General features: G+C 71.1%; 20 protein-coding genes. 15 read left to right on the top strand and 5 right to left on the bottom strand.

What is annotated here, in order from left to right:
- Positions 1 to 462: 462 nt before the first annotated feature.
- From SCK26_RS03395 to SCK26_RS03365, 7 genes are all read left to right on the top strand, one after another.
- Positions 463 to 1,641, top strand: coding sequence for a transposase (locus tag SCK26_RS03395; protein WP_318199743.1), 1,179 nt, complete (start codon positions 463 to 465; stop codon positions 1,639 to 1,641).
- 204 nt (positions 1,642 to 1,845) lie between these two features.
- Positions 1,846 to 3,045, top strand: a complete 1,200-nt coding sequence (locus SCK26_RS03390) for an acyl-CoA dehydrogenase family protein (protein WP_318199742.1) — start codon at positions 1,846 to 1,848, stop codon at positions 3,043 to 3,045.
- A gap of 122 nt (positions 3,046 to 3,167) precedes the next feature.
- Positions 3,168 to 4,238 (top strand): zinc-dependent alcohol dehydrogenase, encoded by a 1,071-nt coding sequence (locus tag SCK26_RS03385; RefSeq protein WP_318199741.1) that lies wholly within the window; start codon positions 3,168 to 3,170, stop codon positions 4,236 to 4,238.
- Positions 4,235 to 5,773: a trehalose-6-phosphate synthase gene (locus SCK26_RS03380; RefSeq protein ID WP_318199740.1), complete on the top strand. Its 1,539-nt coding sequence runs from the start codon at positions 4,235 to 4,237 to the stop codon at positions 5,771 to 5,773. The genes SCK26_RS03385 and SCK26_RS03380 overlap by 4 nt, the downstream gene beginning before the upstream one ends.
- Before the next feature lie 278 nt (positions 5,774 to 6,051).
- Positions 6,052 to 6,552, top strand: a complete 501-nt coding sequence (locus tag SCK26_RS03375) for a flavin reductase family protein (protein ID WP_318199739.1) — start codon at positions 6,052 to 6,054, stop codon at positions 6,550 to 6,552.
- Complete coding sequence (locus tag SCK26_RS03370; protein WP_318199738.1) at positions 6,549 to 7,460, top strand: Gfo/Idh/MocA family protein; 912 nt, start codon at positions 6,549 to 6,551, stop codon at positions 7,458 to 7,460. Before SCK26_RS03375 ends, SCK26_RS03370 begins: the two co-directional genes overlap by 4 nt.
- A gap of 127 nt (positions 7,461 to 7,587) precedes the next feature.
- Positions 7,588 to 8,613: a methyltransferase gene (locus SCK26_RS03365; protein WP_318199737.1), complete on the top strand. Its 1,026-nt coding sequence runs from the start codon at positions 7,588 to 7,590 to the stop codon at positions 8,611 to 8,613.
- Between the two features lie 227 nt (positions 8,614 to 8,840).
- Here SCK26_RS03365 and SCK26_RS03360 read toward each other — a convergent pair whose 3' ends face one another.
- Positions 8,841 to 9,926, bottom strand: coding sequence for an LLM class flavin-dependent oxidoreductase (locus SCK26_RS03360; RefSeq protein WP_318199736.1), 1,086 nt, complete (start codon positions 9,924 to 9,926; stop codon positions 8,841 to 8,843).
- A 97-nt stretch (positions 9,927 to 10,023) separates the two neighbouring features.
- The gene (locus tag SCK26_RS03355; protein ID WP_318199735.1) at positions 10,024 to 10,395 is read right to left on the bottom strand and encodes a helix-turn-helix domain-containing protein; all 372 of its coding nucleotides are present in this window, start codon (positions 10,393 to 10,395) and stop codon (positions 10,024 to 10,026) included.
- A 362-nt stretch (positions 10,396 to 10,757) separates the two neighbouring features.
- On the opposite strand from SCK26_RS03355, the gene SCK26_RS03350 reads away from it, so the two are divergent.
- The 6 genes from SCK26_RS03350 (at position 10,758) to ahcY (ending at position 20,898) form a co-directional block, all read left to right on the top strand.
- Entirely contained in the window at positions 10,758 to 12,236 is a 1,479-nt protein-coding gene (locus SCK26_RS03350; protein ID WP_318199734.1) for an MFS transporter, read from the top strand.
- A gap of 422 nt (positions 12,237 to 12,658) precedes the next feature.
- Complete coding sequence (metK, locus tag SCK26_RS03345; RefSeq protein WP_318199733.1) at positions 12,659 to 13,867, top strand: methionine adenosyltransferase; 1,209 nt, start codon at positions 12,659 to 12,661, stop codon at positions 13,865 to 13,867.
- Between the two features lie 43 nt (positions 13,868 to 13,910).
- On the top strand, positions 13,911 to 14,894 hold the full coding sequence (locus tag SCK26_RS03340; RefSeq protein ID WP_318199732.1) for a carbohydrate kinase family protein: 984 nt from the start codon (positions 13,911 to 13,913) through the stop codon (positions 14,892 to 14,894).
- Positions 14,891 to 18,388 carry a methionine synthase gene (gene metH, locus SCK26_RS03335; RefSeq protein WP_318199731.1) on the top strand — a complete coding sequence of 1,166 codons (3,498 nt, stop codon included), beginning with the start codon at positions 14,891 to 14,893 and terminating at the stop codon, positions 18,386 to 18,388. The genes SCK26_RS03340 and metH overlap by 4 nt, the downstream gene beginning before the upstream one ends.
- A 96-nt stretch (positions 18,389 to 18,484) precedes the next feature.
- Positions 18,485 to 19,366 carry a methylenetetrahydrofolate reductase [NAD(P)H] gene (gene metF, locus SCK26_RS03330; protein ID WP_318205892.1) on the top strand — a complete coding sequence of 294 codons (882 nt, stop codon included), beginning with the start codon at positions 18,485 to 18,487 and terminating at the stop codon, positions 19,364 to 19,366.
- A 68-nt stretch (positions 19,367 to 19,434) separates the two neighbouring features.
- Positions 19,435 to 20,898 (top strand): adenosylhomocysteinase, encoded by a 1,464-nt coding sequence (gene ahcY / locus SCK26_RS03325; protein ID WP_318199730.1) that lies wholly within the window; start codon positions 19,435 to 19,437, stop codon positions 20,896 to 20,898.
- Positions 20,899 to 20,954: 56 nt separating this feature from the next.
- On the opposite strand, the gene SCK26_RS03320 is transcribed toward ahcY, so the two are convergent.
- The 3 genes from SCK26_RS03320 to SCK26_RS03310 all read right to left on the bottom strand — a co-directional run bounded on the left by SCK26_RS03320 (position 20,955) and on the right by SCK26_RS03310 (position 23,401).
- A complete protein-coding gene (locus tag SCK26_RS03320; protein WP_318199729.1) occupies positions 20,955 to 21,353 on the bottom strand; it encodes a helix-turn-helix domain-containing protein in 399 nt (132 codons plus the stop codon).
- 235 nt (positions 21,354 to 21,588) lie between these two features.
- The gene (locus tag SCK26_RS03315) at positions 21,589 to 22,320 is read right to left on the bottom strand and encodes a class I SAM-dependent methyltransferase (protein WP_318199728.1); all 732 of its coding nucleotides are present in this window, start codon (positions 22,318 to 22,320) and stop codon (positions 21,589 to 21,591) included.
- A gap of 211 nt (positions 22,321 to 22,531) precedes the next feature.
- Positions 22,532 to 23,401, bottom strand: a complete 870-nt coding sequence (locus tag SCK26_RS03310) for an alpha/beta hydrolase family protein (RefSeq protein WP_318199727.1) — start codon at positions 23,399 to 23,401, stop codon at positions 22,532 to 22,534.
- Between the two features lie 134 nt (positions 23,402 to 23,535).
- On the opposite strand from SCK26_RS03310, the gene SCK26_RS03305 reads away from it, so the two are divergent.
- Both SCK26_RS03305 and SCK26_RS03300 read left to right on the top strand, forming a co-directional pair.
- Positions 23,536 to 24,108, top strand: a complete 573-nt coding sequence (locus tag SCK26_RS03305; RefSeq protein WP_318199726.1) for a dihydrofolate reductase family protein — start codon at positions 23,536 to 23,538, stop codon at positions 24,106 to 24,108.
- Positions 24,109 to 24,251: 143 nt separating this feature from the next.
- A complete protein-coding gene (locus tag SCK26_RS03300; protein WP_318199725.1) occupies positions 24,252 to 25,028 on the top strand; it encodes an SDR family oxidoreductase in 777 nt (258 codons plus the stop codon).
- Positions 25,029 to 25,316 lie beyond the last annotated feature (288 nt).

Below are 25,316 nucleotides of genomic sequence, written 5' to 3'. Positions count from 1 at the left end.
TTTCTTAACGCTGCGGGGCCCACAAGCGGAGTGAGATGAGCTGTCCGAAACCGACACCGCTTGCTACCGGCTCCCTAGGAAGGCGTGGCCCGGCCATGGAAAGAAGCGCGGCCGGCTGGCCGGATAACTTCTGTCTCTCCTGGCTCAATGGTCACGCCGTGCACCACCGGCCCTCCCGTGCGCGCGCCGCCCGGCCGGCCGGCGGTGGCGGACGGCGGTTCGGCGGCGGTGCGCGGAGGCCCCGCCACGCCCGCGGTCCGCCGGTTCCGGCCCGCACCGGCGCCGTGGGCCGCCCGGCCGCCGACGCGTTCCCGCAGGTGGCGGGGAAAGGTTGGAAAGTCGTCGACCGCTCCCCAGAAATTGACGTTTGAGAAGGTATTTTGTCTCGGGGTTGATTGCGCATATGCACCGAGCACCGCACCGTACGGCGGTGCGGCCGATGCCAGGGGGAGAGGTTTCAACATGCCGGCAGGCACCTTAGGCGCAACTTCGATCGACACTCATGAGCTTCGGACCTTCGTCGAGGAGGTCTTCGAACCGCTCCAGCGCGCAGACCAGCGACGCTGGGCTCGTGCGTATCTCGGCGCCCTGCTGAGTGTGCCAGGCAAGAAGACGCTGCAGCGGCTGGCCAAGGCGGTCTCACCCGCTCCCGCCGCCGCCCACGGGCTGCAGCAGTTCATCAACGCCAGTCCCTGGGACTGGGGACCGGTCCGCCGCAGTCTGGCGCGGTCCGTGGCCTCCCAGGGACTGCCACGGGCCTTGACCGTGGCCGAACTGACGATTCCCAAGCGCGGTGTGCACTCCGTGGGCGTGCACCGCCGCTTCGACGCCGATCTGGGCCGGACGGTCAACTGCCAGCGAGCGATGGGGCTCTTCCTGGCCGCCGAGATCGGCTGCGTACCCGTGAACTGGAGTCTGCTGCTGGAGGAGTCCTGGTGCGCGGACAAGGAACGCCGCTCCCGGGCGCGCATACCGGTGACCGTCACCGCCCGGCCGGCCTGGAGACACATCCTGGACTTCGCCGCGGACGTGGCCGCCAACCCCTCGCTGTCGGGCATCCCCTGGGCGCTCGACCTGCGCCGGACACCCGACGCGGGCGCGGTCGTGGAGGGACTGGCCCGGCGCGGGCTGGACTTCGTCTGCGAGGTGAACGCCGGGGAACCCGTTCTCCCGGCGTACGCCGTGGCCCCGGCGAGCGGACTGGGCGAGCTGATGGCGCGCAGCCATCTGCGCCAGCCACAGGTGGTGGTGCGCCAGGCCGTCACCGGCCGGCTCGAACGGCTGGCCGTCCACTGCGGGGAGGTCCGGCTGCCGGGACGGTCCGGGGAAACGTCCGGCGGGCCACGTCTCTACCGTGCCCTGGCCCGCCCGGGCGGTATCGGCAGAGGGGGCGCACGCTACTGGATCACCAGCCTGGCCGACTGGCGGGCGGAGGAGGTACTCGCCCTGGCCCGGCATGCCGCCGCCGGTGAGTCGGCCGTCCGGGACCTCGGACACTTCGGTGTACAGGACTTCGAGGGCCGGTCCTATCCCGGCTGGCACCACCACATGACGATGGCCTCCGCCGCGCACGCCTTCACCCGGCTGACCGCGCGCGGCCGTGTCGTGGCCCTCGCCGCGCCCGACAGCGTCTGCGCCTGACCCGGCGCGGAAACGGGCGCCGATACGCCCTGCGACTTCCGCAAGTCGAGGTTGCCCTCGCCGAGGGCCAACCCCAAGAATCACCGTGAATCCGCGTGATACGGCCCCGCGTTCCCGGACCACACCCAGTTCTTCGATCTCACCGTCCACCCACTTGCGTACCTTTTAGTACGTAAGTTGTAGTACTTACGAATGGAGATTCCCGTGAGCTCAGCCGGCGCCGCAGGCGACATACTCCGCCCGCCACCTTCCGAGCAGACCCAGGACTGGCTGGCGCGCGTGGAGAAGATCGCGCCCGTCATCGAGGAGAACCGCGAGCGCGCCGAACACGACCGGGTCACCCCCCGTCCCGTGTTCGAGGCACTGCGCGACCTGGGCATCCCGCGCATGTGGGTCTCCAAGGAGTTCGGCGGCGAGCAGCTGCCCATCGAGACCGGCTCGGCCATCATCCAGGCGCTCGCCCGGCTCGACGCCTCCATCGCCTGGCAGATGGGCGTCCAGGGCGCCATCGGACGCCTGTCGGACTACCTGCCGGACAGCACCTCGCGCACCCTCTTCCGGGACAGCGAGGGCCTGGTCGTGGGCGGCGTCAACCCCTCCGGCAACGCCGAGGCGGTGGACGGCGGCTACCTGCTGAGCGGCGAGTGGGCCTTCGCCAGCGGATCGGCCCACGCCGACTGGCTGGTGTGCGCCGCCCCGGTCACCGACGGCGGCGAGGTCCGCCGGACCGCCGCCGGACCGGCCGTGCGCATGCTGTTCATCCGGCGTTCCGACGCCGAGATCCGCGACACCTGGTACACCGTCGGCCTGCGCGGCACCGGCAGCAACCACTACCGGGTCGACAAGGTGTTCGTCCCGGAGGAGTTCACCGTCGACGGCTCGGCCATGCACCGCCCGCCCGCCGACCGCCCCTCCCGGGCCTACCCGATCAGCTACTACGACTTCGGCCCCTTCACCTCCGCCTCCACCGCCCTCGGCGTGGCCCAGGACGCCCTCGCCGACTTCAAGGCGCTGGCCGCCCGCAAGACCGCGACCGGCGCCTCCAGCACCCTGGCCACCAGCCACACGGTGCAGGAGAAGCTGGCCCGCGCCCAGGGAGAGGTGCACATCGCGGAGACCCTGCTCGCGCACGCCGCGGCGCAGGTGACCGCGCACGGGACCGACGGCGGCGACGCGCTGACCGCGCTGGTGCGCCTGACCGCCGCGACGGTCGCCGAGAAGTCCGTCGCCGCGGTGGACTCGCTGTTCACCCTGGCCGGCGCCACCTCCGTGTACGCCACCAGCCGGCTGGAGCGCTGCTTCCGCGACATCCACTCGGCCACGAAGCACATCACGCTCTCCTCCATGCACTTCGAGACGGTCGGCCAGTACCTGCTCGGCGGCCGGCTCGTGATGCGGCGCTAGCAGCGCCACCCCCGCACCACTCCCGCACCGGCCGGCGCCGGGCGCCCAGGCGCCCGGCCGGCCCCCAAGGGCCCCGCACGCCCGACCGACACCACGCCCCACCACATGACGAGGACTCACTCATGCAGACGATGAAGGCCGTGCAACTCCTCGCCCCGCGCAAGACGGTGCTGGCCGACCTGCCCATCCCCGCCACCCCGGCGGACGGGCTGCTGATGAAGACCCGCTGCGTGTCGATCTGCTCGACCGACATCTCCTTCTTCGAAGGACACCTCTTCCCGTCCGAGTACCCGGTGATCCTCGGACACGAGTACCTCGGCGAGATCGTCGACATAGGCGCGGACTTCGACAGCAGCGGCACCGACATCCGGATCGGCGACCGGATCGTGTACTGGGGTCAGACGGACTTCGGCGGCTTCGCCGAGTACCGCACCGTCCGGCCGATCTTCTCCGGCCAGGTCAAGGAAGACGTCTTCGCCGCCGACCGCAACTTCAACGACGACCACCACGCGGCGGCCGTGAAGATCCCCGAGGACATGAGCGACCTCGAGGCCTCCTTCATCGAGCCGGTGACCGGCGCGCTGCGCTCGGTGCTGTCCAACCCGCCGCGCATCGGCGACCGGGTCCTCATCATGGGCACCGGACCGATCGGCGTCATCGCGGGCAGCATCATCCGGCGCCTGCTGGCCCCCAACTCCGTCGTCTCGGTCGACAACAACCCGGCCCGCAACGTCTTCGCCGAGGACCAGTTCTCGCAGAAGGCGTACCTGCCCGACGAGCTGATCGAGACCGTCGAGGACGGCACCTTCGACTACGTCTTCGACGCCCTGCCCACCGTGCGGGTCGAGGACGAGAACAAGGACCCGCGCCGCGTCGCCATGCGCAAGCTCAAGGCCGGCGGACGCTACATCCTCTACGGCGCCTCCCAGGAGATGCAGAAGTTCGACACCTGGCTGATGCTCGCCAAGGGCATCACCATCCGCTCCGCGCCCTTCGACGTCACCAGCTTCCCGATGCACAAGAGCGCGAACGTGATCGCCTCCGCCATGCAGATGCTGCGGTCGGGCGTCGTGAACGGCAAGGCGCTGCTGTCGACCGTGCACCGGTTCGACGACTACGACGGCCTGGTGGACATCTTCGAGAACTACCGCTCCACCACCGACCTCAAGACCATCGTCGACTTCCGGCGATGAGACCACTGCCGACGGACGCGGCGCAGGAGACGCTCGCTCCGCAGGGCTCCTCGCCGCCCGCAGCCGGTGCCGGGCTCGTCGTGGTGGCCAACCGGCTGCCCGTGAGCCTGGAGGACGACGGCACCGACGGCGGTCGCCGGCGCTGGCGGCGCAGCCCCGGCGGCCTGGTGAACGCGCTGGAACCGTTCCTGCGCACCCATCGGGGCGCCTGGGTGGGCTGGCCCGGCTCCGCGGAGACGGCCGGCACTCCGACCCACGCCTGGCAGCACGACGGACTGCTGCTCTACCCGGTCGCGTTGACCGCCGACGAGGTCGACGGCTTCTACGAGGGCTTCTCCAACGCGACCCTGTGGCCGCTCTACCACGACGTGATCATGCCGCCCCGCTACCGCCGTAGCTGGTGGGACGCCTACGTCCACGTCAACCGCAAGTTCGCCCAGGCCACCGCTGACATCAGCGGACCCGGGGCCACGGTCTGGGTGCAGGACTACCAGTTGCAGCTGGTGCCCGCGATGCTGCGGGAGATGCGGCCCGACCTGCGGATCGGTTTCTTCCTGCACATCCCGTTTCCCCCGGTCGAGCTGTTCATGCAGGTGCCCTGGCGCACCCAGCTGATCGAAGGCCTGCTGGGCGCGGACCTCGTCGGCTTCCACCGCCCGGGCGGCGCCCGCAACTTCCAGTGGCTCGCCCGGCGGCTGACCGGAGTGCGCGAGGAGCGCGCCGTGTCCGACGTCGGGGACGAACCCGGACTCCTCAGCGTCGCGGAGTCCCCGGCCGGCCGGCGGACCGTGAAGGTGGGCGCGTTCCCCATCTCCATCGACGCCGCCGACCTGGACCGGCTGGCCCGGCGCGACGACGTGCGGCGGCGGGCGGAGCAGATCCGCGCGCAGCTGGGCAACCCCCGCAAGATCGTGCTCGGCGTCGACCGGCTCGACTACACCAAGGGCATCGACATCCGGCTGCGCGCGCTGCACGAGCTGCTGGCCGAGGGCCGCGTCACCGCCGAGTCGACCACGATGGTGCAGATCGCCACGCCCAGCCGGGAACGCGTCGAGCACTACCTGCGCATGCGGGAGGACATCGAGCGCACCGTCGGCCGGATCAACGGCGAGTTCGGCCGCGTCGGCCAGCCGGCCGTGCACTATCTGCACACCTCGGTCGGCCGTGAGGAACTCGCCGCCCTGTACTGCGCGGCCGACGTCATGCTCGTCACTCCGCTGCGCGACGGGATGAACCTCGTCGCCAAGGAGTACGTCGCCTGCCGGCACGATCTCCAAGGCGCCCTGGTGCTCAGCGAGTTCGCCGGCGCCGCGGCCGAACTGACCAGCGCCTTCCAGGTCAATCCCTACCATCTGGAGGAGGTGAAGTCGGGCCTGGAGAAGGCCCTGACCATCAGCCGGGCCGAGGCGGGCCGCCGGATGAGCGCGCTGCGCAGCCAAGTGCTCACCCACGACGTGGGGCACTGGGCACAGTCCTTCCTCAGCACGCTCGAGGACCGGACGCCGGTCGACGAGCCCGTGCGCCGGACCGCCTGACCGCAGGCGCCGCCCGGCGCCGCGCCGTCCGCCGCCGAGCGGCGGCCGGCCGGACACGGGCGCACCGGGCGCATACCGCGGCGGCGCGGCGACGGGGCCGCGCCGCCCGGACAGCGGGGTACCGGCCGTGCGGGCCGTGGCGGGGACGGACAGCCCTGCCCGGCCGCCCCTCGCCGGGCGGCGGCGCCGCGCGCGAGCCCCGCGCGGCGCCCCGGCGGACGGCGCGCGCCCACCCCTCACCTCCGCCCGCCCACGCCCCACACACGAACGGATATCGCATGCCTGTCGACCGCCTCGCCTTCACCCGGACCATGTCCCGCGTACCCGCCCCTGTCACGGTGGCCACCACGGCCGACGCGTCCGGGCGGCGGTGGGGCTTCACCGGAAGTTCCTTCTCCTCGCTGTCCCTCGACCCGCCGCTCGTGCTCATCTGCCTGGACAAGGGCGCGAGCACACACGGCGCCTTCACCTCCGCCTCGCACTTCCTCATCAACGTGCTCGCCCACGACCAGAGCGACGTCGCCCTGCGCTTCGCGACCTCGGGCGTGGACCGGTTCGAGGCCGGCGACATGACGCCCTGCGAACTCGGCCTGCCCGGACTGCCGGAGGCGGCGGCCCGTATCGCCTGCACCACCCACGAGATCCTGGACGGAGGCGACCACAGCATCCTCGTCGGCCGGGTCGAGGCGACCCACGCGGGCGATCGCGCGCCCCTCGTCTACACCGACCGCGCGTTCGGCCGGCCCGTCCCCAACGACCAGATGGCCGCGACCGGATGACCCCAGCCACGGCCGTGCTCCGGCTCGCGGTGCTCGGGACGGACCACGTGCACCTCCCGGACTACCTGGAGGTGGTCGCCCGCGACCCGCGGGCCGCGCTGGCCGCCGTCTACAGCGACCGCCCCTCACCGGTGGCCGGCATCGAACCCTCGACGGACGCGGCCGAGGCGCTGGCCCGGGCCGACGCGGCCGTGATCGTCTCCACCACGGCCCAGCACGGCACCCTGCTGCGCCAGGCCGTGCGAGCGCGCGTCCCGGCGCTGATCGAGAAGCCGCTGGCGTCCTCCGCCGAGGAGACCGGCCGGCTCGCGGTGCTGCTCGCGGCGGCCGAACGCCCGGTCACCACCGCGATGTTCCTGCGCTGCGCACCCGAACTGAGGGAGGTGCGCGCCAAGCTGGCCGACCGCGCCCTGGGCGAGCTGGCGGGCGTGCACCTCCGCTTCACCCACCCGGGCCTGCTCGACGACGTGTTCACCGGGTCCGCCGCCTGGATGCTGGCCGAACGGCACGGCGCCGCGGGTGCCTTCGCCGACCTCGCGGTCCACCTGGTCGACCTGCTGGAATGGCTGGACCCCTCGGCCGGCCTGCGGGTGTGCGGCGCGTCCTACCTCGGCCGGCCCGGCACCGACCTGAACGTGGGCGGCGCGGCGGTCCTGTCCTGGGGCGGCGTCCCGGTGACCCTCCAGGCGGGCTGGACGTCCCGGCCCGGCGGGATGCTCCTGCACATCGAGGGGACGCACGCCAGCGTGACCGTCGAACCGCGGCTGCGGGCCGGAGCCGCGCTGGAGGCCTTCCTCGGCCAGCTGAGGGGGAACCTCGGGTGGGAGCCGCCCACCGCCCGGGAGATCGTGCGCACCGCCCGTGTCCTGGACGCCATCGACCTGGCGGCGCGCGCCGAGCCGGAGTAGACCGACCGCCTTACCTCCCAAAGTCGTCGCGGCTCGCCTCGCACCCTCTGGAGAGAGTTCGCCAGTACTCGTACTGTCGAAGCGAGTCGAGCAGCTCCACGCCATCGAAGAGCAACGGAGGACCTACATGACTTCGCCCCTCACCCCGACCCCTCTGATGGACCTGACCCTCGGCGTCTACGCGTTCAAGGCGCTCGGACTGGCCACGGAGCTGGAGCTTTTCACCGAGCTGGCCGGGGACGGCAGCACGACCCTCGCCGCCTTCGCCGAACGCCACGGCATCGACGAGCGTCCCGCGGAGCTGCTGCTCACCGCGCTCGTCTCGCTCGACCTGCTGCGGCTCGACGACGATGACACCTACCACAACACCCCGCTGTCCGAGGAGTTCCTGGTCAAGGGCAAGCCGCGGTACTTCGGCGGCTGGGTCACGCTGGTGGACAAGCACGAGTATCCCGCCTACGTCAAGATGCTCGACTCGCTGCGCGGCAACCGCCCCTACACCTGGGACGTGGAGAACCAGGGCTCGCTGTTCGAGCCGGACGACCCGGTGGTCAAGGAGCACTTCTGGGACGCGATGCACTCGCTGTCCGCGTACACCGCCGGCCAGCTCGCCGAGCACTTCGACTTCACCTCGATCAAGACGCTGCTGGACGTGGGCGGCGGCGGCGCGGCGTACGACATCGAGCTGTGCAACCGCTACCCGCACCTGAAGACGACCGTCTTCGACCTGCCGTTCGTGTGCGACCTGACCAAGCCCCGGGTGGAGAAGGCCGGTCTGGCGGACCGCATCTCCTTCGCCAGCGGTGACTTCTTCAAGGTCGGCGGCGTGCCGAGCGGTTACGACGCGATCCTGCTCTCCAACATCCTGCACGACTGGAGCGTGGAGGACGCCCGCAAGATCCTGCGTTCCTGTGCGGAGGCGCTGTCCTCCGGCGGCGTCCTGCTGATCACGGAGTCGTTCGTCGCCGACGACAAGCGCGGTCCGGCGCCCGCGGCGCTGATGAGCCTGAACATGCTCATCGAGACCTGGGGCCGCAACTACACCGCGGCCGAGTACTCCGCCTGGATGGAGGAGTTCGGCCTGAAGCCGGAGGGCGTGACCCCCTTCGAAGGCCAGGGGGCCAACGGCGTGCTGGTCGCCCGTAAGCCCTGACGCACCGCTCCCACCCCGCCGCGCCGCTTCCCCCGGCCCGCGCGCGGCGACGGCCCCCAGGACCCGCCCGGTCCTGGGGGCCGCCTGCTTGGCGCGCCACCGTACGGTCATGACGCCCGCCCGCCCGGCCCGTACACCCGGCCCGCTCCGGCACGCCGACGGGCCGGCGGCCGGCCCCCGGAGAACGGGAACCGGCCGCCGGCCTGCGACGACGCACGGAAGACGGGCTAGCCGGCCGCGGTCTCCTGGCGCCGGGCCGCCACGGCCGGGTGCACCGGCGGCTCGGCGACCCCGGCGGGGCGCTGGTTCGCGAACTCCTTGCGCAGCACCTGAACCACCTCGCCGAGCATGTCCAGTTGCTCCAGCACGGTCTTCAACGGCAGCCCGGCGTGGTCCATGTTGAACATCTGCCGCTGATAGTCGCCGAAGTACTCACGGAACCGCAGGGTCTTCTCGATCACCTGCTGCGGACTGCCCACGGACAGCGGGGTGATCTCCATGAAGTCCTCCAGGGACGGGCCGTGCCCGTACACCGGCGCGTTGTCGAAGTACGGCCGGAACTCCCTGATGGCGTCCTGCGAGTTCTTGCGCATGAAGGCCTGCCCGCCGAGGCCGACGACGGCCTGCTCGGGCCGGCCGTGCCCGCTCTCCGCGTAGTGGTGCCGGTAGAGCGCGATGAGGTCCTGGAAGTGCTCCTTGGGCCACAGGATGTTGCTGGCGAAGAACCCGTCGCCGTAGTGGCCGGCCTGCACGGCGATCTCCGGACTGCGGATCGAGCCGTGCCAGACGAACGGGGGCACGCCGTCCAGCGGGCGGGGCGTGGCGGTGAAATGGCTCAGCGGTGTACGGAACTTGCCGTGCCAGTTCACCTCCTCCTCGCGCCAGAGCCGGTGCAGCAGCGCGTAGTTCTCCAGCGCGAGGGGGATGCCCAGCCGGATGTCCTTGCCGAACCACGGGTAGACCGGAGCGGTGTTGCCCCGGCCGAGCACCAGGTCCACGCGTCCGTCGGCCAGATGCTGTAAGAGCGCGTAGTCCTCGGCGATCTTCACCGGGTCGTTCGTGGTGATCAGCGTGACCGCGGTGGACAGGATGATCCGCTCGGTGCGCGCGGCGATGTAGCCGAGCAGCGTCGTGGGGGACGTGGGCACGTGGGGCGGGTTGTGGTGCTCGCCGGTGGCGAAGACGTCGAGTCCCACCTCCTCCGCCTTGAGCGCGATGCGGACCATCGACTTGATCCGCTCGTGCTCGGTCGGGACCCGGCCCGTGGTCGGATCAGGAGTGACGTCTCCGACGCTGTAGATGCCGAATTGCATGGTGCAGCTCCTCACAGGTGTGGCAGTGACGACAGGTCGCAGTGCTGCGCACCCGCTGTGGGGGAGGCGTGGGCCGTGCCGGTCCCGGATGCGCAGGTCAGGTGTCGGATCGGCCCCGGCCGGCGGCGGACAGCAAACGCGTGGCCTTCTCCAGCGCTTCGTCCTCGTCGGCTCCCGCCAGGATGGCGTCCAGCAGGCCCGGGTAGCGCGCGTCGAGGTCGTCGCGGCGCAGGGACAACAGGTTCTCCCTGCCCGAGGGGTGCTGCCAGATGACACCGCTTTCGCGCAGAACACGCCAGTGGTGCGTCATCGTGGACTTGGCGGTGATCCCCAGGAGACCCAGGACGCTGCCGCAGTTGTGCTCCCCGCCCGCGTCGAGTACACGGACAACGGCGAGTCGTACAGGGCTGCCCAGCGCGGACAGCACGCTTTCGATCCGAATCTGGTCGCGGTCTGGATGGCGGCTCATAATCCCACAGTACCGCGACATTCATACTTTCCATCACCTGGGCGCTTGCGGTTCGTTCGTGTCTTTTCCGGACACCGGGCGGCCCACCCGACGCCCCCCTCGGCTCCCCCGGGGAGCTGATCGTCTGCATGGATCTCCTCTCGGCGCGCCCGCGCCCGACCAGGGCGGTCTGCGGGGGCGCGATGGTTCGACTGTACTAAGGTTGCCGAACGAAGCAGCGTACGTAAGAATACGAACAGTCGTAACGATGCGGCGCTGTCCGGGCTGCCGGGCGCGCCGCCCCGGGCTTCCGGGCCGCGAGAGAGCACACGTTCCGAAGCTCCGAGAACCACACCACCAGATCCAGAAGGGGCACTTCTGTCATGTCCTCTACATCAGCGCTGAACCAAGGAAGCTCGGGCGGCGCCCCACGCCACTTGGGCTGGATCCTGACGCTGCTGGCCCTCGCGCAGCTGCTCTACGGTCTCGACCTGAACATCGTGTTCGTGGCGCTGCCGGAGATCGGCCAGGAACTGGGCTTCCCCGGCCAGACCCAGCAGCTGGTGGTCAGCGCCTACGTCGTCTTCGCGGGCGGCTTCCTGCTGTTCGGCGGGCGCGCGGCGGACCTGCTCGGCAGGCGCCGGATGTTCGTCCTCGCCCTCTCGATGTACGCGGTGTCGTCGCTGGCCGGCGGCCTCGCGCCCAGCCCCGAGGTCATCGTCGTGGCCCGCGCCGTCCAGGGCATCGCCGGTGCCCTGCTGCTGCCGTCCACCCTCTCGCTGATCAACACCCTCTTCGAGGAGGGCCCCAAGCGGAACCGCGCGCTCGCGGTCTGGGGCGGCGCCGGGGCCAGCGGTCTGACCATCGGTGCCCTGCTCGGCGGTGTGCTGACGGAGAACTTCGGCTGGCCGTCGGTCTTCTTCGTCAACGTCCCCTTCGGCGGCCTGGTCGCCCTGTGCGCCCTGTTCGTCATCCCGCGCGACCCGGCCCGCACCGAGCGCCGCAAGTTCGACTTCCCGGGCTCCCTCACCGTCACCGGCGGTTCCACGCTGCTGGTGTTCGCGCTCGTCGAGGGTCCCGAGCGGGGCTGGGGCGACGGCCTGGTGGTCGGCGCGTTCGTCCTCGCCATCGTGCTGCTCGCGCTGTTCGCCGTGGTCGAGTCGCGCAGCGCCGACCCGCTGATGCCGTTCCGGCTGTTCAAGAACCGCAATCTCACCGTGGGCATGCTGGTCACCTTCCTCTACATGGCGACCTTCGGTGTGCTGCCGTACTTCCTCACCGTCCTGATGCAGAGCGTGCACGGCTACAGCGCCCTGCAGACCGGCCTCGGCTTCCTGATCCCCTCGCTCGCGATCGCCACGGGCACCCAGCTCGGCGAGCGGTTCGCCAGCAAGATCGGCACCCGCACCACGCTGATCATCGGTTTCGTCGTCGGCATCGTCGGCACGGCCGCCCTCGCCTTCGGCTTCGACGCCGACGCGAGCTACGCCATGCTGGTGCCCGGCCTGATCGTCTCCGGCGTCGGCCAGGGCATCGTCTGGACCGCGATGTGGATCGCCGCCGCCACCGGCACCGCCCCTCAGGAGCAGGGCGTGGCGAACGGCATCGCCTCCACCGCGCTCAACATCGGCAACGCCATCGGTCTGGCGATCTTCACCGTCATCGCCGAGATCGGCACCGACGGCAAAGCGGGCCAGGCGCTGAAGTCGGCCCAGGCGGACGGCGAGTTCCTGGTCGTGATGCTCACCGCGGCGGGCATGGTCATCGGCCTGCTCGTCACGCTCGCCCTGAGGCGGCAGCCGGCGGCCCCCGCCGTGCCCGCGCCCGGCGGCGACGAAGAAGAGGCCCTCGCGGCCCGCTGAACCCCGGACGGCGGGCACCCGGGGGCCGGAAATCCCCCGCACGGCTCCCCGCCCGCCGTCCGGTCCCACTCCGGAGCCGCTCCCCGGCTCCCGCGCGGAAGCCGGGGAACGGCTTCCACCCGGAACCAGGCAACGGCTCCGCATCGGAACCAGGCAGCGGTTCCCTCTCCGCAACACCGGGCAGCGGCCCGGCGCACCCGGCCCGCGGCGGGCATCAGACCCGCCGCGGACCGGGCCGCGCCGGGCCGCTGCCCGTGCGCGGACGTGCTCGCGCACGGACGCGCGTGCCGTCACAGGCGCAGGTGCGCGGACTTCCCAAAGTCTCCCCGGGCTGTGGTCCGCGCGTTCTCGCCGTACGAGGTTTTGCGTACTGTCATGGGCGTCGTGGCACCCCTGAAACCTCCTCTTCCCCTTGGAGAGTCATGTCCCGTCGTCTGTTCACATCGGAATCGGTGACCGAGGGCCACCCGGACAAGATCGCCGACCAGATCAGCGACACGATCCTGGACGCGCTGCTGAGCGAGGACCCCGCCTCCCGGGTCGCCGTCGAGACCCTGATCACCACCGGTCAGGTGCACGTCGCCGGGGAGGTGACGACGGGGGCCTACGCGCCCATCGCCCAGCTGGTGCGGCAGAAGATCCTCGACATCGGTTACGACTCCTCGGCCAAGGGCTTCGACGGCGCCTCCTGCGGTGTCTCCGTGTCCATCGGCGCGCAGTCGCCCGACATCGCCCAGGGCGTCGACACCGCCTACGAGGCGCGGGTCGAGGGCGACGACGACGAACTCGACCGCCAGGGCGCCGGCGACCAGGGCATCATGTTCGGCTACGCCACCAACGAGACCCCCAACCTGATGCCGCTGCCCATCGAGCTGGCCCACCGGCTCGCCCGTCGGCTGACGGACGTCCGCAAGAGCGGCACCGTGCCCTACCTGCGCCCCGACGGCAAGACCCAGGTGACCATCGAGTACCAGGGCTCCAAGCCGGTCCGCCTCGACACCGTGGTCGTCTCCACGCAGCACGCCGCCGACATCGACCTGGAGACCCTGCTCACCCCGGACATCCGCGAGCACGTCGTGGAGCACGCGCTCAAGCAGCTCGCCGAGGACGGCATCAAGCTGGAGACGGACGGCTACCGGCTGCTGGTGAACCCGACCGGCCGGTTCGAGGTCGGCGGCCCCATGGGCGACGCGGGCCTGACCGGCCGCAAGATCATCATCGACACCTACGGCGGCTACGCCCGCCACGGCGGCGGCGCCTTCTCCGGCAAGGACCCCTCCAAGGTCGACCGCTCCGCCGCCTACGCCATGCGCTGGGTCGCCAAGAACGTCGTCGCCGCCGGCCTGGCGGAACGCTGCGAGGTCCAGATCGCCTACGCCATCGGCAAGGCGGCGCCGGTCGGCCTGTTCGTCGAGACCTTCGGCACCGGCTCGGTGCCCCAGGAGAAGATCGAGAAGGCGATCACCGAGGTCTTCGACCTGCGCCCGGCCGCGATCATCCGGGACCTCGACCTGCTGCGCCCGATCTACGCCCAGACGGCCGCCTACGGCCACTTCGGCCGCGAACTGCCCGACTTCACCTGGGAGCGCACCGACCGCGCACAGCAGCTCAAGGACATCGCGAGCGCCTGAGGAACCGTCGCAGGCCGAGAAGTTCGAACCCATAGGAGCAACGATGCGTATCGCTGTCACGGGGTCCATCGCCACCGACCACCTGATGACCTTCCCGGGCCGCTTCGCCGACCAGCTCATCCCGGACCAACTCGCCCACGTCTCCCTCTCCTTCCTCGCCGACGCACTGGAGATCCGCACCGGAGGCGTCGCCGCCAACATCGCCTTCGGCCTCGGCCGGCTCGGACTCGACCCCGTACTCGTGGGCGCGGCGGGAATCGACTTCGCCGACTACGACGCGCGGCTGCGCGCGGCCGGCGTGGACACCTCTGCCGTGCGGATCAGCGGGGAACACCACACCGCGCGCTTCGTCTGCACCACCGACACCGACCAGAACCAGATCGCCACCTTCTACCCGGGCGCCATGAGCGAGGCCCGGCACATCGACCTCGACGCCGTACGGCAGTCCGTCGGCGGACTCGACCTCGTCCTGGTCGGCGCCGACGACCCGCAGGCGATGCTGCGGCACACCAGGACGGCGCACGACCTCGACCTCGACGTGGCCGCCGACCCCTCCCAGCAGCTCGCCCGCCTCGACACCGAGGAGACCAAACGGCTGGTGCACGGGGCGCGTTGGCTGTTCACCAACGAGTACGAGGCGGCCCTGCTCCAGGAGCGCACCGGCTGGAGCGAGCGCGAGGTGCAGAACCGGGTCGGCACCTGGGTCATCACCCGCGGCGCCGACGGCGTCACCCTGCTGTCCGGGCACACCGAGCGGGTGGACGTGGCCGCGGTGCCCACCGAACGCATCGCCGACCCGACCGGTGTCGGTGACGCGTTCCGCGCCGGCTTCCTGGCCGGCCTCGCCTGGGAACTGCCCTACCGGCGCGCGGCCGAACTCGGCTGCGCCTTCGCCACCGTCGTCCTCGAATCCGTCGGCACCCAGGAGTACAAGCTCGTGCCGGCGGACCTCGTCGCCCGCGTCGACCAGACCTACGGCCGGGCCTCCGCCGCCCGACTGGAGCCCCTCCTGGCAGGCGTCGCATGAGTGACACCGACAGCCGGGCCCGTGTGTCCGCGCTCCGTGAGGCGCTCGCCACTCGTGTGGTGGTCGCCGATGGAGCCATGGGCACGATGCTCCAGGCCCAGGAGCCCACTCTTGAGGACTTCGAGAACCTCGAGGGCTGCAACGAGATCCTGAACGTCACCCGTCCCGACATCGTCCGTTCCGTGCACGAGGCGTACTTCGCCGTGGGTGTGGACTGCGTGGAGACCAACACCTTCGGGGCGAACCATTCCGCGCTCGGTGAGTACGACATCGCCGGGCGGGTGCACGAGCTGTCGGAGGCGGGTGCCCGGGTGGCGCGTGAGACCGCCGACGCGTTCACCGCGCGGGACGGCCGGCCGCGCTGGGTGCTGGGCTCCATGGGCCCGGGCACCAAGCTGCCCACTCTCGGCCACGCCCCTTACACCACTTTGCGCGATGCCTACCAGCGCAACGCCGAGGGCCTGCTCGCCGGTGGTGCGGACGCGCTGCTGGTGGAGACCACGCAGGATCTCCTCCAGACCAAGGCGGCCGTCCTGGGTGCCCGGCGCGGTCTGCAAGCCCTGGGCCTGGATCTGCCGGTGATCGTGTCCGTGACGGTGGAGACCACCGGCACGATGCTGCTGGGGTCGGAGATCGGTGCGGCGCTGACCGCGCTGGAGCCGCTGGGTATCGACATGATCGGGCTGAACTGTGCCACCGGTCCGGCGGAGATGAGCGAGCACCTGCGCTACCTGGCCCGCAACGCGCGTGTCCCGTTGTCCTGCATGCCCAACGCGGGCCTGCCGGTCCTGGGCAAGGACGGCGCGCATTATCCGCTGTCGGCGCCGGAGCTGGCCGACGCGCAGGAGACCTTCGTGCGCGAGTACGGCCTTTCCCTCGTCGGCGGCTGCTGCGGCACCACCCCGGAGCATCTGCGCCGGGTCGTGGAGCGTGTGCGGGGTCTGACGCCGCCGGAGCGTGATCCGCGTCCCGAGGCCGGTGCCGCTTCCCTGTACCAGTCGGTGCCGTTCCGTCAGGACACCTCCTACCTGGCCATCGGCGAGCGCACCAATGCCAACGGGTCGAAGAAGTTCCGTGAGGCGATGCTGGAGGGCCGCTGGGAGGACTGTGTGGAGCTGGCGCGGGAGCAGATCCGCGAGGGCGCGCACATGCTGGATCTGTGTGTGGATTACGTGGGCCGTGACGGTGTGGCGGACATGGAGGAGCTGGCGGGCCGTTTCGCGACCGCTTCCACGCTGCCGGTCGTGCTGGACTCCACCGAGGTGGAGGTGATCCGGGCGGGCCTGGAACGGCTGGGCGGCCGTGCGGTGATCAACTCGGTGAACTACGAGGACGGCGACGGGGCGGACTCGCGGTTCGCCCGGGTCGCCGGGCTGGCGCGGGAGCACGGTGCGGCGCTGATCGCGCTGACCATCGACGAGGAGGGCCAGGCCCGCACCCCGCAGAAGAAGGTCGCAATCGCCGAGCGGCTGATCGCGGACCTGACGGGGAACTGGGGCATCCGCGAGGAGGACATCCTCATCGACACCCTCACCTTCACGATCTGCACGGGCCAGGAGGAGTCCCGCAAGGACGGTGTCGCCACGATCGAGGCGATCCGCGAGCTGAAGCGGCGGCATCCGGCGGTGCAGACCACGCTGGGCTTGTCGAACATCTCCTTCGGCCTGAACCCGGCCGCGCGGATCCTGCTGAACTCGGTGTTTTTGGACGAGTGCGTGAAGGCGGGACTGGACTCGGCGATCGTGCACGCGAGCAAGATCCTGCCGATCGCCCGGTTCAGCGAGGAGGAGGTCACCACCGCCCTCGATCTGATCTACGACCGCCGCTCGGAGGGCTATGACCCGCTGCAGAAGCTGATGCGGCTGTTCGAGGGTGCCACGGCGAAGTCGCTGAAGGCGGGCAAGGCCGAGGAACTGGCGGCGCTGCCGCTGCGGGAGCGGCTCAAGCGGCGGATCATCGACGGTGAGCGCAACGGCCTGGAGGCCGACCTCGACGCGGCGCTCGAGGACCGGCCGGCGCTGGACATCGTCAACGACACCCTGCTGGACGGCATGAAGGTCGTCGGTGAGCTGTTCGGCTCCGGGCAGATGCAGCTGCCGTTCGTGCTGCAGTCGGCGGAGGTGATGAAGAGCGCGGTGGCCTATCTGGAGCCGCACATGGAGAAGTCGGACGCCGAGGGCAAGGGCACGATCGTGCTGGCCACCGTGCGCGGGGACGTGCACGACATCGGCAAGAACCTGGTCGACATCATCCTGTCCAACAACGGCTACAACGTGGTCAACCTCGGGATCAAGCAGCCGGTCTCGGCGATCCTGGAGGCCGCCGAGGAACACCGCGCGGACGTCATCGGCATGTCCGGCCTGCTGGTGAAATCCACCGTGATCATGAAGGAGAACCTCCAGGAACTCAACCAGCGCAACCTGGCCGCCCGCTTCCCCGTCATCCTCGGCGGCGCCGCACTGACCCGCGCCTACGTCGAACAGGACCTGCACGAAATCTACGACGGCGAGGTCCGCTACGCCCGCGACGCCTTCGAGGGCCTGCACCTGATGGACGCCCTCATCGGCGTCAAACGCGGCGTCCCCGGCGCGAAACTCCCCGAACTGCGCCCCCGCCGGGTCCGCGCCACGGCCGTCGTCGAAGCCGAGGAGAGCCCGCGGCAGGGCGCCGTCCGCTCCGACGTCGCCACCGACAACCCCGTGCCCGTCCCGCCGTTCTGGGACACCCGGATCGTCAAGGGCATCCAGCTGAAGGAGTACGCGAGCTGGCTGGACGAAGGCGCGCTGTTCAAGGGCCAGTGGGGGCTGAAGCAGGCCCGCACCGGGCAGGGCCCGAGCTATGAGGAACTGGTGGAGAGCGAGGGCCGGCCCCGGCTGCGGGGCCTGCTGGACCGCCTCCAGAGCGAGAGCCTCCTCGAAGCGGCCGTGGTCTACGGCTACTTCCCGTGCGTGTCCAAGGACGACGACCTGATCATCCTGGACGAGCACGGCAACGAACGCACCCGCTTCACCTTCCCGCGCCAGCGCCGGGGCCGGCGGCTGTGTCTGGCCGACTTCTTCCGCCCCCAGGAGTCCGGCGAGAGGGACGTCGTCGGTTTCCAGGTCGTCACCGTCGGCTCGCGCATCGGCGAGGAGACCGCGAAACTGTTCCAGGCCAACGCCTACCGCGACTACCTCGAACTGCACGGCCTGTCCGTGCAGCTGGCGGAGGCACTGGCGGAGTACTGGCACGCGCGGGTACGGGCCGAACTCGGCTTCGCCGGCGAGGACCCCGCCGGCATCGAGGACATGTTCGCCCTGAAATACCGCGGCGCCCGGTTCTCCCTCGGCTACGGCGCCTGTCCCGACCTGGAGGACCGCGCCAAGATCGCCGCCCTCCTCCAGCCCGAACGCATCGGCGTCCACCTCTCCGAGGAATTCCAGCTCCACCCCGAACAGTCCACCGACGCCATCGTGATCCACCACCCCGAAGCGAAGTACTTCAACGCACGTTAGCGGCGACCCCATGGCCGTAACCGCCCGTACAGCGAAAGGAGTTCCGCTTTGTCGACCGCGCCCGAGCGCCCTGGCCCGCGTCCCTCCCCGCGCCGGTTGCTGGTGGAGGGCGAACCGTCCTTCTCCTTCGAGTTCTTCCCGCCCAGGACCGACGCCGGGATGCACCGGCTGTGGCGGACGGTGCGCCGGATCGAGGCGCTGTCCCCGACGTTCGTGTCCGTCACCTACGGCGCCGGCGGGTCGTCCCGGCAGCGCACCGTCGAGGTCACCAAGCGGATCGCGGCCGAGACCACGCTGCGGCCGGTCGCCCATCTGACGGCCGTCGGGCACTCGGTGGCCGAACTGCGCCGGATCATCGGCCAGTACGCGGACGTCGGCATCCGGGACGTCCTGGCCCTGCGCGGCGACCCGCCGGGCGACCCCGGCGGGCCCTGGGTCGCACATCCCGAGGGCTTCACCCACGCGCACGAACTGGTCTCACTGGTCCGTGAGCTGGGCGACTTCAGTGTGGGTGTCGCCGCGTTCCCGGAGCGTCATCCGCGCTCGCCGGACTGGGAGAGCGACATCCGGCACTTCGTCGCCAAGTGCCGGGCCGGCGCGGACTACGCCATCACCCAGATGTTCTTCCACGTCGAGGACTATCTGCGGCTGCGCGACCGGGTGACCGCCGCCGGGTGCGAGACGCCGATCATCCCGGAGATCATGCCCGCCACGGACGTCCGGCAGATCCGCCGGTTCGCCGAACTCTCCAACGCCGCCTTCCCGGAAGACCTCGCCCACCGCCTCGAAGCCGCCCGGGAGGACCCGGACGCCTCGCGCCGCGTCGGAGTCGAGTACGCGACTCGGATGGCCTGCCGGCTGCTCGCGGAGGGCGCCCCCGGCCTGCACTACATCACGCTGAACCAGTCCGACGCGGCCATCGAGATCCACCGCGACGTCCTGGCGGAACGCGGTGCGGCACCGGCCCTGCGGGGCTGACCCGCCCGAGCCGCACACCATTGCCGTATTCGACCGGCCCCAGGCCGCCGACAGCACACGGAGTAGACATGTCTTCGCAGCGTCCCGCAGATGTCACCGATTTCAAGGTCGCCGATCTTTCGCTGGCCGAGTTCGGCCGTAAGGAGATCGGCCTCGCCGAGCATGAGATGCCCGGTCTGATGGCGATCCGCAGGGAGTATGCCGAGGCGCAGCCGCTGGCCGGTGCGCGGATCACGGGTTCGCTGCACATGACGGTGCAGACGGCCGTGCTGATCGAGACCCTGGTCGCTCTGGGCGCGCGGGTGCGCTGGGCGTCCTGCAACATCTTCTCCACCCAGGACCACGCGGCGGCCGCGATCGCGGTGGGGCCCGAGGGCACGCCGGACGATCCGCGGGGTGTGCCGGTGTTCGCCTGGAAGGGCGAGACGCTGGAGGAGTACTGGTGGTGCACGGAGCAGGCGCTGACCTGGCCGGACAGCCCCACGGGTGGTCCGAACATGATTCTGGACGACGGTGGTGACGCCACGCTGCTGGTGCACAAGGGTGTGGAGTACGAGAAGGCCGGTGAGGTCCCCGCGCTGGAGAGCGCGGAGTCCGACGAGCACCGGGTGATCCTTCAGCTGCTGCACCGCACGATCTCGGGCGGTTCGCAGAAGTGGACGCAGCTGGCGTCGGAGATCCGCGGGGTGACCGAGGAGACCACGACGGGTGTGCACCGCCTGTACGAGATGCAGCGCGAGGGTTCGCTGCTCTTCCCGGCGATCAACGTCAACGACGCCGTGACGAAGTCGAAGTTCGACAACAAGTACGGCTGCCGTCACTCGCTGGTCGACGGTATCAACCGTGCCACCGATGTGCTGATCGGCGGCAAGACGGCCGTGGTGTGCGGTTACGGTGATGTGGGCAAGGGCTGTGCGGAGTCGCTGCGCGGGCAGGGTGCGCGGGTGATCGTGACCGAGATCGACCCGATCTGCGCGTTGCAGGCGGCGATGGACGGTTACCAGGTGACGACGCTGGAGGAGGTCGTGGAGACGGCCGACATCTTCATCACCACGACCGGGAACAAGGACATCATCATGGCCTCGGACATGGCCAGGATGAAGCACCAGGCGATCGTGGGGAACATCGGCCACTTCGACAACGAGATCGACATGGCGGGTCTGGCCCGGGTGCCCGGCATCGTCAAGGACGAGGTCAAGCCGCAGGTCCACACCTGGACCTTCCCGGACGGCAAGAAGATCATCGTGCTGTCCGAGGGCCGTCTGCTGAACCTGGGCAACGCCACCGGTCATCCGTCGTTCGTGATGTCCAACTCCTTCGCGGACCAGACCCTGGCCCAGATCGAGCTGTTCACCAAGCCCGACGCGTACCCGATCGGCGTGTACACGCTGCCCAAGCACCTCGACGAGAAGGTCGCCCGCCTCCACCTCGACGCCCTCGGCGTCAAACTGACCACGCTGCGCCCGGAGCAGGCGGCGTACATCGGTGTGGACGTCGACGGCCCGTACAAGCCGGACCACTACCGCTACTGAGCCACCGTCACGACAGCGGCCCCGGCCGCCCGGCATCCCGTAGCGGCCGGCCTCGGTCAGACGGCGTCCGCCGTCCGCTGCTCGGTGGTGTCGTAGGCGGCGCGGGCCCGGGCGATGGCGGAACGGTGGCGCTCGGCCCAGTCGACCAGGCCGGTCAGCGAGGCGTACAGCTCGCGGGCCATGGGCGTCAGGTCGTACTCCACCTTGGGCGGGACGGTCGGGTACACGGTGCGCACGAGCAGCCCGTCCCGCTCCAGCCGGCGCAGATTGAGCGTGAGCATGCGCCGGCTGATGCCGCCGACGGCACGTTCGATCTCGGTGAAACGGAGCGGCCCGTGGGCGACGGCGATCAGGATGCCGATGCTCCACTTGCCCGCCACGTGGTCGAGCACCTCGGTGACCGGACAGGCTTCGACCTGCATGGCCTCGGCAAGACGGGGCGTACTCCGCGACATCGGTGTGCCTCCTTCCACGGGGTGGGCGCCCACGTTACCGAAGCCGGCCGCGTCCTATCGCGCACCCGGAGGAGGAGACGGTCCCGCCACGTGTGCGTACCGGCCGCTGCCACCAGGGGAGACGGCGGCGGGGAGGGCGCGCGAGGGACGCCCCCGGTCCGCAAGAGCGCTCTGCCGGCCGGGAAATCGGCCTGACCGGCCGCCCACTCCCCGAACCGGCGGGCCTCCGGCCGGGTCACGCGTGGGTGGCGAGGATCATGTACGGCGCGGTCCGGGTCTCCGCCGGGGAGTTGGGGGCGCGGGCGGGGAGCGTGGGCAGCTCGACGGCGGGGGGCGGGAAGCCGGCGTCGGTCAGGAAGCGCCGGTACCGGTCGAGAGAGCGGTGGTACGTGGTGCTCGTCATCGTCCTGCCGTCGCGCAGCCGCAGCAGCGTGGGCACGGTGTCGCCGTCGGCGTAGACCGCGCCCGGCTCGCCGTGGCGCAGCGTGGAGAAGGGCACGCCGGTGGCCGCCGGGTTGAGGTCGGCCAGCAGATACGGCGCACCGGGCCGCAGCACCCGGCGGATCTCGGCGGTCAGGGCGGCCAGCCGGCCGTCGTCCGGGTCGGTGCAGTACACCAGGCAGCACACGGCGGCGTCGGCACTGCCGTCGGCGAGCCAGTCCAGGCCGCGGCCGTCGAACCGGCGGTAGGTGACGCTGGGGTGGGGGCGGTCCGCGCGGGCGATGCGGAGCATGCCGGCCGAGGGGTCGAGGCCCTGGACCGCCCACTCCCCGGCGTCCGCGAGCCGCGCCGCGACCGCGCCGGTCCCGCACCCGACGTCCAGCGCCAGCCGGCCGGGCCCGGCCCTCCCCGCGAGCCGGCGCAGCACGGCGGGGAAGATCAGCTGCTCGGCCAGCCGCATGTCACGGTCACGGTAGGCGTCGGCGACGGTGGTGGTGTCCCAGCCGAGCGGGTCTTCGTCGGTCAAGAGCGGTGCCTCCTGCGGTGAGACGGGCCCGGACGGGCGAAGCGGCGCGCCCGGTGGCAGCCTGGCACACGACGGCACCGGAGGCTTCCACGGTCGCCCGGATTCCCCCGCCGGCGCGTCCCGTTGGACGGACGTTGACGGGGGAGTGACGACCGTGCGGCCGGGAAAGCCCGTGGGCGGCCGCCGTTCTCGGCCGGGCACGGGCCCGCGGTCAGCGCAGGTGCCGGCGGAAGAAGGCGGCGGCCTCCGCGCCGACCCGGTCCCGGGCGGCCGGGTCGGCGGGCCGCGGCGCGAAGAAGTCGTCGTGACGGACCTCGGGACCGGCCGAGCGGCCGCTCGCCGTCGGGATGTGCTCCAGGTACGGCCGGATGTCGCTGTCGTACGGGGCGACCGTGTCCGCACCGCCCCAGCGGACCTCCACCGGCACCCGCACGCCGGCCAGGCTCCGCGGGGTCACCAGCGGACCGGCTCCCGGCGCCACCTGGAAGACCGCGCGCACCCGGTCGTCCGAGAGGTCGGCCCCGGCGCCGTCCAGCGCGCGCCGCGCCGCCTCCTCGTCCGGATACTTCTTCCGCACCCGCTCCAGCACACCGGGGAACTCGGGGATCTCCGGCAGCGATACCGCTCCTGTGAGCACGGCTCGCAGGAGGCGCGGGTCGAGCCGGGCCCCGGCGAGGGCCGCCGCCGTATAGCCGCCGAGGGAGAAGCCCGCCGCGCCGACCGGGCCGAAAGGCCGTTCCCGGGCGAGCGCGTCGAGGGCGAAGGACACGTCCCGGGGACGGTCCCATATGCGCACGAAGCCCTCGGGTTCGTAGCCGTCGACGAAGTTGTTGCCGTGGTGGTCGAAGGCCACGACCCGGAAACCGGCCGCGCGCAGCGGACGGGCCAGCCAGTCCATCGTGCGGCCCGAACCTCCGGTGCCGTGCGAGACGACGACCAGCGGGACGCGCGCGGCCGACGGCCGGTCCGGCTCCCACGAGTACAGTCGGACGGGCCGCGGCTGATCGGGTTTGCGCAGGTCAGGGCGGGAGTCGTCGTACAGGACGCGTATCAGCGGCTGTTCCGGCCCAATGATCTTCATGGCGACATCGTAGGGAGACGGGCGGCGGCCGATGAGTTTTCGCGTGACGCACGGTCGAAGATCACGAATGATGTGCCGCGGCTGTCCTGACCCGCCGGCCGGCACAACCGACCACGAGATACCGAGGAACCCAGATGCGCACCCTGATCAGCACCGCCTTCGTCTCGCTCGACGGTGTCGTGGAGGCTCCGGGCGGCGAGCCCGGGTACCGGAACTCCGGATGGACCTTCAAGGACGTCGAGTTCCTGCCCGAGGCCTTCGAGATCAAGGGCCGGGAGCAGGAGGAGGCCACCGCGATGCTGCTGGGCCGGGTCAGCTACCAGGCGTTCAGCCCGGTGTGGCCCGACATGGCGGACTTCGCGGACTACCAGGCGATGCCGAAGTACGTCGTGTCCACCACGCTCACCGAGGACGACCTGGTGTCGAACTGGGGCGAGACGACGATCCTGCGCTCGCTCGACGAGGTCGCCGCGCTGAAGGCCACCGAGGGCGGCCCGATCATCGTCCACGGCAGCGCCGCCCTGAACCAGGGCCTTTCCGACGCCGGCCTGATCGACCGTTACCACCTGCTCGTCTTCCCGCTGCTGCTCGGCGCCGGCAAGCGTCTGTTCAGCGCCACGGACAAGGACGCCCAGAAGCTGAGGCTGGTCGAGCACGAGGCCTACGCCAACGGCATCCAGAAGAACGTCTTCGACGTCGTCCGCTGACCCGCCCCGGTGGCGCCCTGGCCCCGGTGACGCGCCGCCGCGTGCCCCCGGCATCGAACCGCCGCCGTCTTGCGCGGGGCCGCCCGCCGGGTGAGCGTGGACGCCGTGTCCGTCGGACAGCGGGACAGCGAACGGAGAGAGCGATGAAGATCGTGGTCGTCGGCGGTACCGGGCTCATCGGCTCGCAGGTGGTCGCGCTGGTGCGCGACCGAGGCCACGAGGCCGTGGCCGCCTCTCCTTCCACGGGCGTCGACACCGTCACCGGCCAGGGCCTGGCCCAGGTCCTCGACGGCGCCGACGTGGTGGTGGACGTGTCGAACTCCCCGTCCTTCGACACCGAGCCCGCACTGGACTTCTTCACCCGCTCGGCACGGCACCTGAGCGAGGCCGAGAAGGAGGCGGGCGTCCGGCACCATGTCACGCTCTCCATCGTCGGCGTCGACCGGGTGCCCGACTACGGCTACTACCGGGCCAAGGTCGCGCAGGAGGAGGCCGTCCGGGACGGCGGGGTCCCGTTCAGCATCGTGCGTGCCACGCAGTTCTTCGAGTTCGTTGCTCCGGTGATGGACATGTCGACGGAGAACGGCCGGGTGCGCCTGCCGTCCACCCGGCTGCGCCCGATGGCCTCCGCCGACGTCGCCTCCGCCGTCACCGAGACGGCCCTCGGCGAACCGTCGTACGGCGTGCGCGACATCGCCGGTCCCGAGGTGCACCGCCTCGACCGGCTCGGCGAGATCACGCTGGCGGTGCGGCCGGACGGCCGCAGTGTCGTCACCGACGAGACCGCCGGCCTGTTCGCGGGCATGCCGGACGGTGCGCTCATCGGTGACGACACCGCGCACCGCGCGACCACTCGCTACGAGGACTGGCTCCGCCACGGCCAACCGGCGTCCCGGGCGACGGACCGCTCCGGCCACTGAGCGTCCGCCGACCCCCGTCGAAACGTCCGGCACCCGGCACCGCACCGGGACCGGCGGCGGTCCGCCTCGGTGTCCACGCTGATGCGGTGGGCCGCGGTGACGGCGAACGGGTCCCGTCAGGTCCAGCCGGGCGTTGCCGGCGCAAGCGGTGGCGGGGCGGGCCGATGTGGCCTTCGGCTTCGTGTTCTCCCCGGTCCGTGGACGGACGGCGGACCGTCACCGTCCACGGAGCGAACGGCGACCGGGCCCGCCCTCCCGTGAGCCGGCCGCCACCGGCCACACCGGCCC

The sequence above is a fragment of the Streptomyces sp. SCL15-4 genome, from assembly GCF_033366695.1.
Lineage (GTDB): Bacteria > Actinomycetota > Actinomycetes > Streptomycetales > Streptomycetaceae > Streptomyces.
This window is presented reverse-complemented; position numbering and strand designations above follow the sequence as displayed.

Excerpts from the sequence above, each read along its gene's own strand:
- SCK26_RS03350 (WP_318199734.1), top strand. The coding sequence starts at position 10,758 with ATGTCCTCTACATCAGCGCTGAACCAAGGAAGCTCGGGCGGCGCCCCA.
- SCK26_RS03320 (WP_318199729.1), bottom strand. The coding sequence starts at position 21,353 with ATGTCGCGGAGTACGCCCCGTCTTGCCGAGGCCATGCAGGTCGAAGCC.
- SCK26_RS03305 (WP_318199726.1), top strand. The coding sequence starts at position 23,536 with ATGCGCACCCTGATCAGCACCGCCTTCGTCTCGCTCGACGGTGTCGTG.
- SCK26_RS03355 (WP_318199735.1), bottom strand. The coding sequence starts at position 10,395 with ATGAGCCGCCATCCAGACCGCGACCAGATTCGGATCGAAAGCGTGCTG.
- SCK26_RS03310 (WP_318199727.1), bottom strand. The coding sequence starts at position 23,401 with ATGAAGATCATTGGGCCGGAACAGCCGCTGATACGCGTCCTGTACGAC.
- SCK26_RS03385 (WP_318199741.1), top strand. The coding sequence starts at position 3,168 with ATGCAGACGATGAAGGCCGTGCAACTCCTCGCCCCGCGCAAGACGGTG.
- SCK26_RS03300 (WP_318199725.1), top strand. The coding sequence starts at position 24,252 with ATGAAGATCGTGGTCGTCGGCGGTACCGGGCTCATCGGCTCGCAGGTG.
- SCK26_RS03360 (WP_318199736.1), bottom strand. The coding sequence starts at position 9,926 with ATGCAATTCGGCATCTACAGCGTCGGAGACGTCACTCCTGATCCGACC.
- SCK26_RS03375 (WP_318199739.1), top strand. The coding sequence starts at position 6,052 with ATGCCTGTCGACCGCCTCGCCTTCACCCGGACCATGTCCCGCGTACCC.
- SCK26_RS03395 (WP_318199743.1), top strand. The coding sequence starts at position 463 with ATGCCGGCAGGCACCTTAGGCGCAACTTCGATCGACACTCATGAGCTT.
- SCK26_RS03365 (WP_318199737.1), top strand. The coding sequence starts at position 7,588 with ATGACTTCGCCCCTCACCCCGACCCCTCTGATGGACCTGACCCTCGGC.
- metK (WP_318199733.1), top strand. The coding sequence starts at position 12,659 with ATGTCCCGTCGTCTGTTCACATCGGAATCGGTGACCGAGGGCCACCCG.
- SCK26_RS03370 (WP_318199738.1), top strand. The coding sequence starts at position 6,549 with ATGACCCCAGCCACGGCCGTGCTCCGGCTCGCGGTGCTCGGGACGGAC.
- ahcY (WP_318199730.1), top strand. The coding sequence starts at position 19,435 with ATGTCTTCGCAGCGTCCCGCAGATGTCACCGATTTCAAGGTCGCCGAT.
- SCK26_RS03340 (WP_318199732.1), top strand. The coding sequence starts at position 13,911 with ATGCGTATCGCTGTCACGGGGTCCATCGCCACCGACCACCTGATGACC.
- metH (WP_318199731.1), top strand. The coding sequence starts at position 14,891 with ATGAGTGACACCGACAGCCGGGCCCGTGTGTCCGCGCTCCGTGAGGCG.
- SCK26_RS03380 (WP_318199740.1), top strand. The coding sequence starts at position 4,235 with ATGAGACCACTGCCGACGGACGCGGCGCAGGAGACGCTCGCTCCGCAG.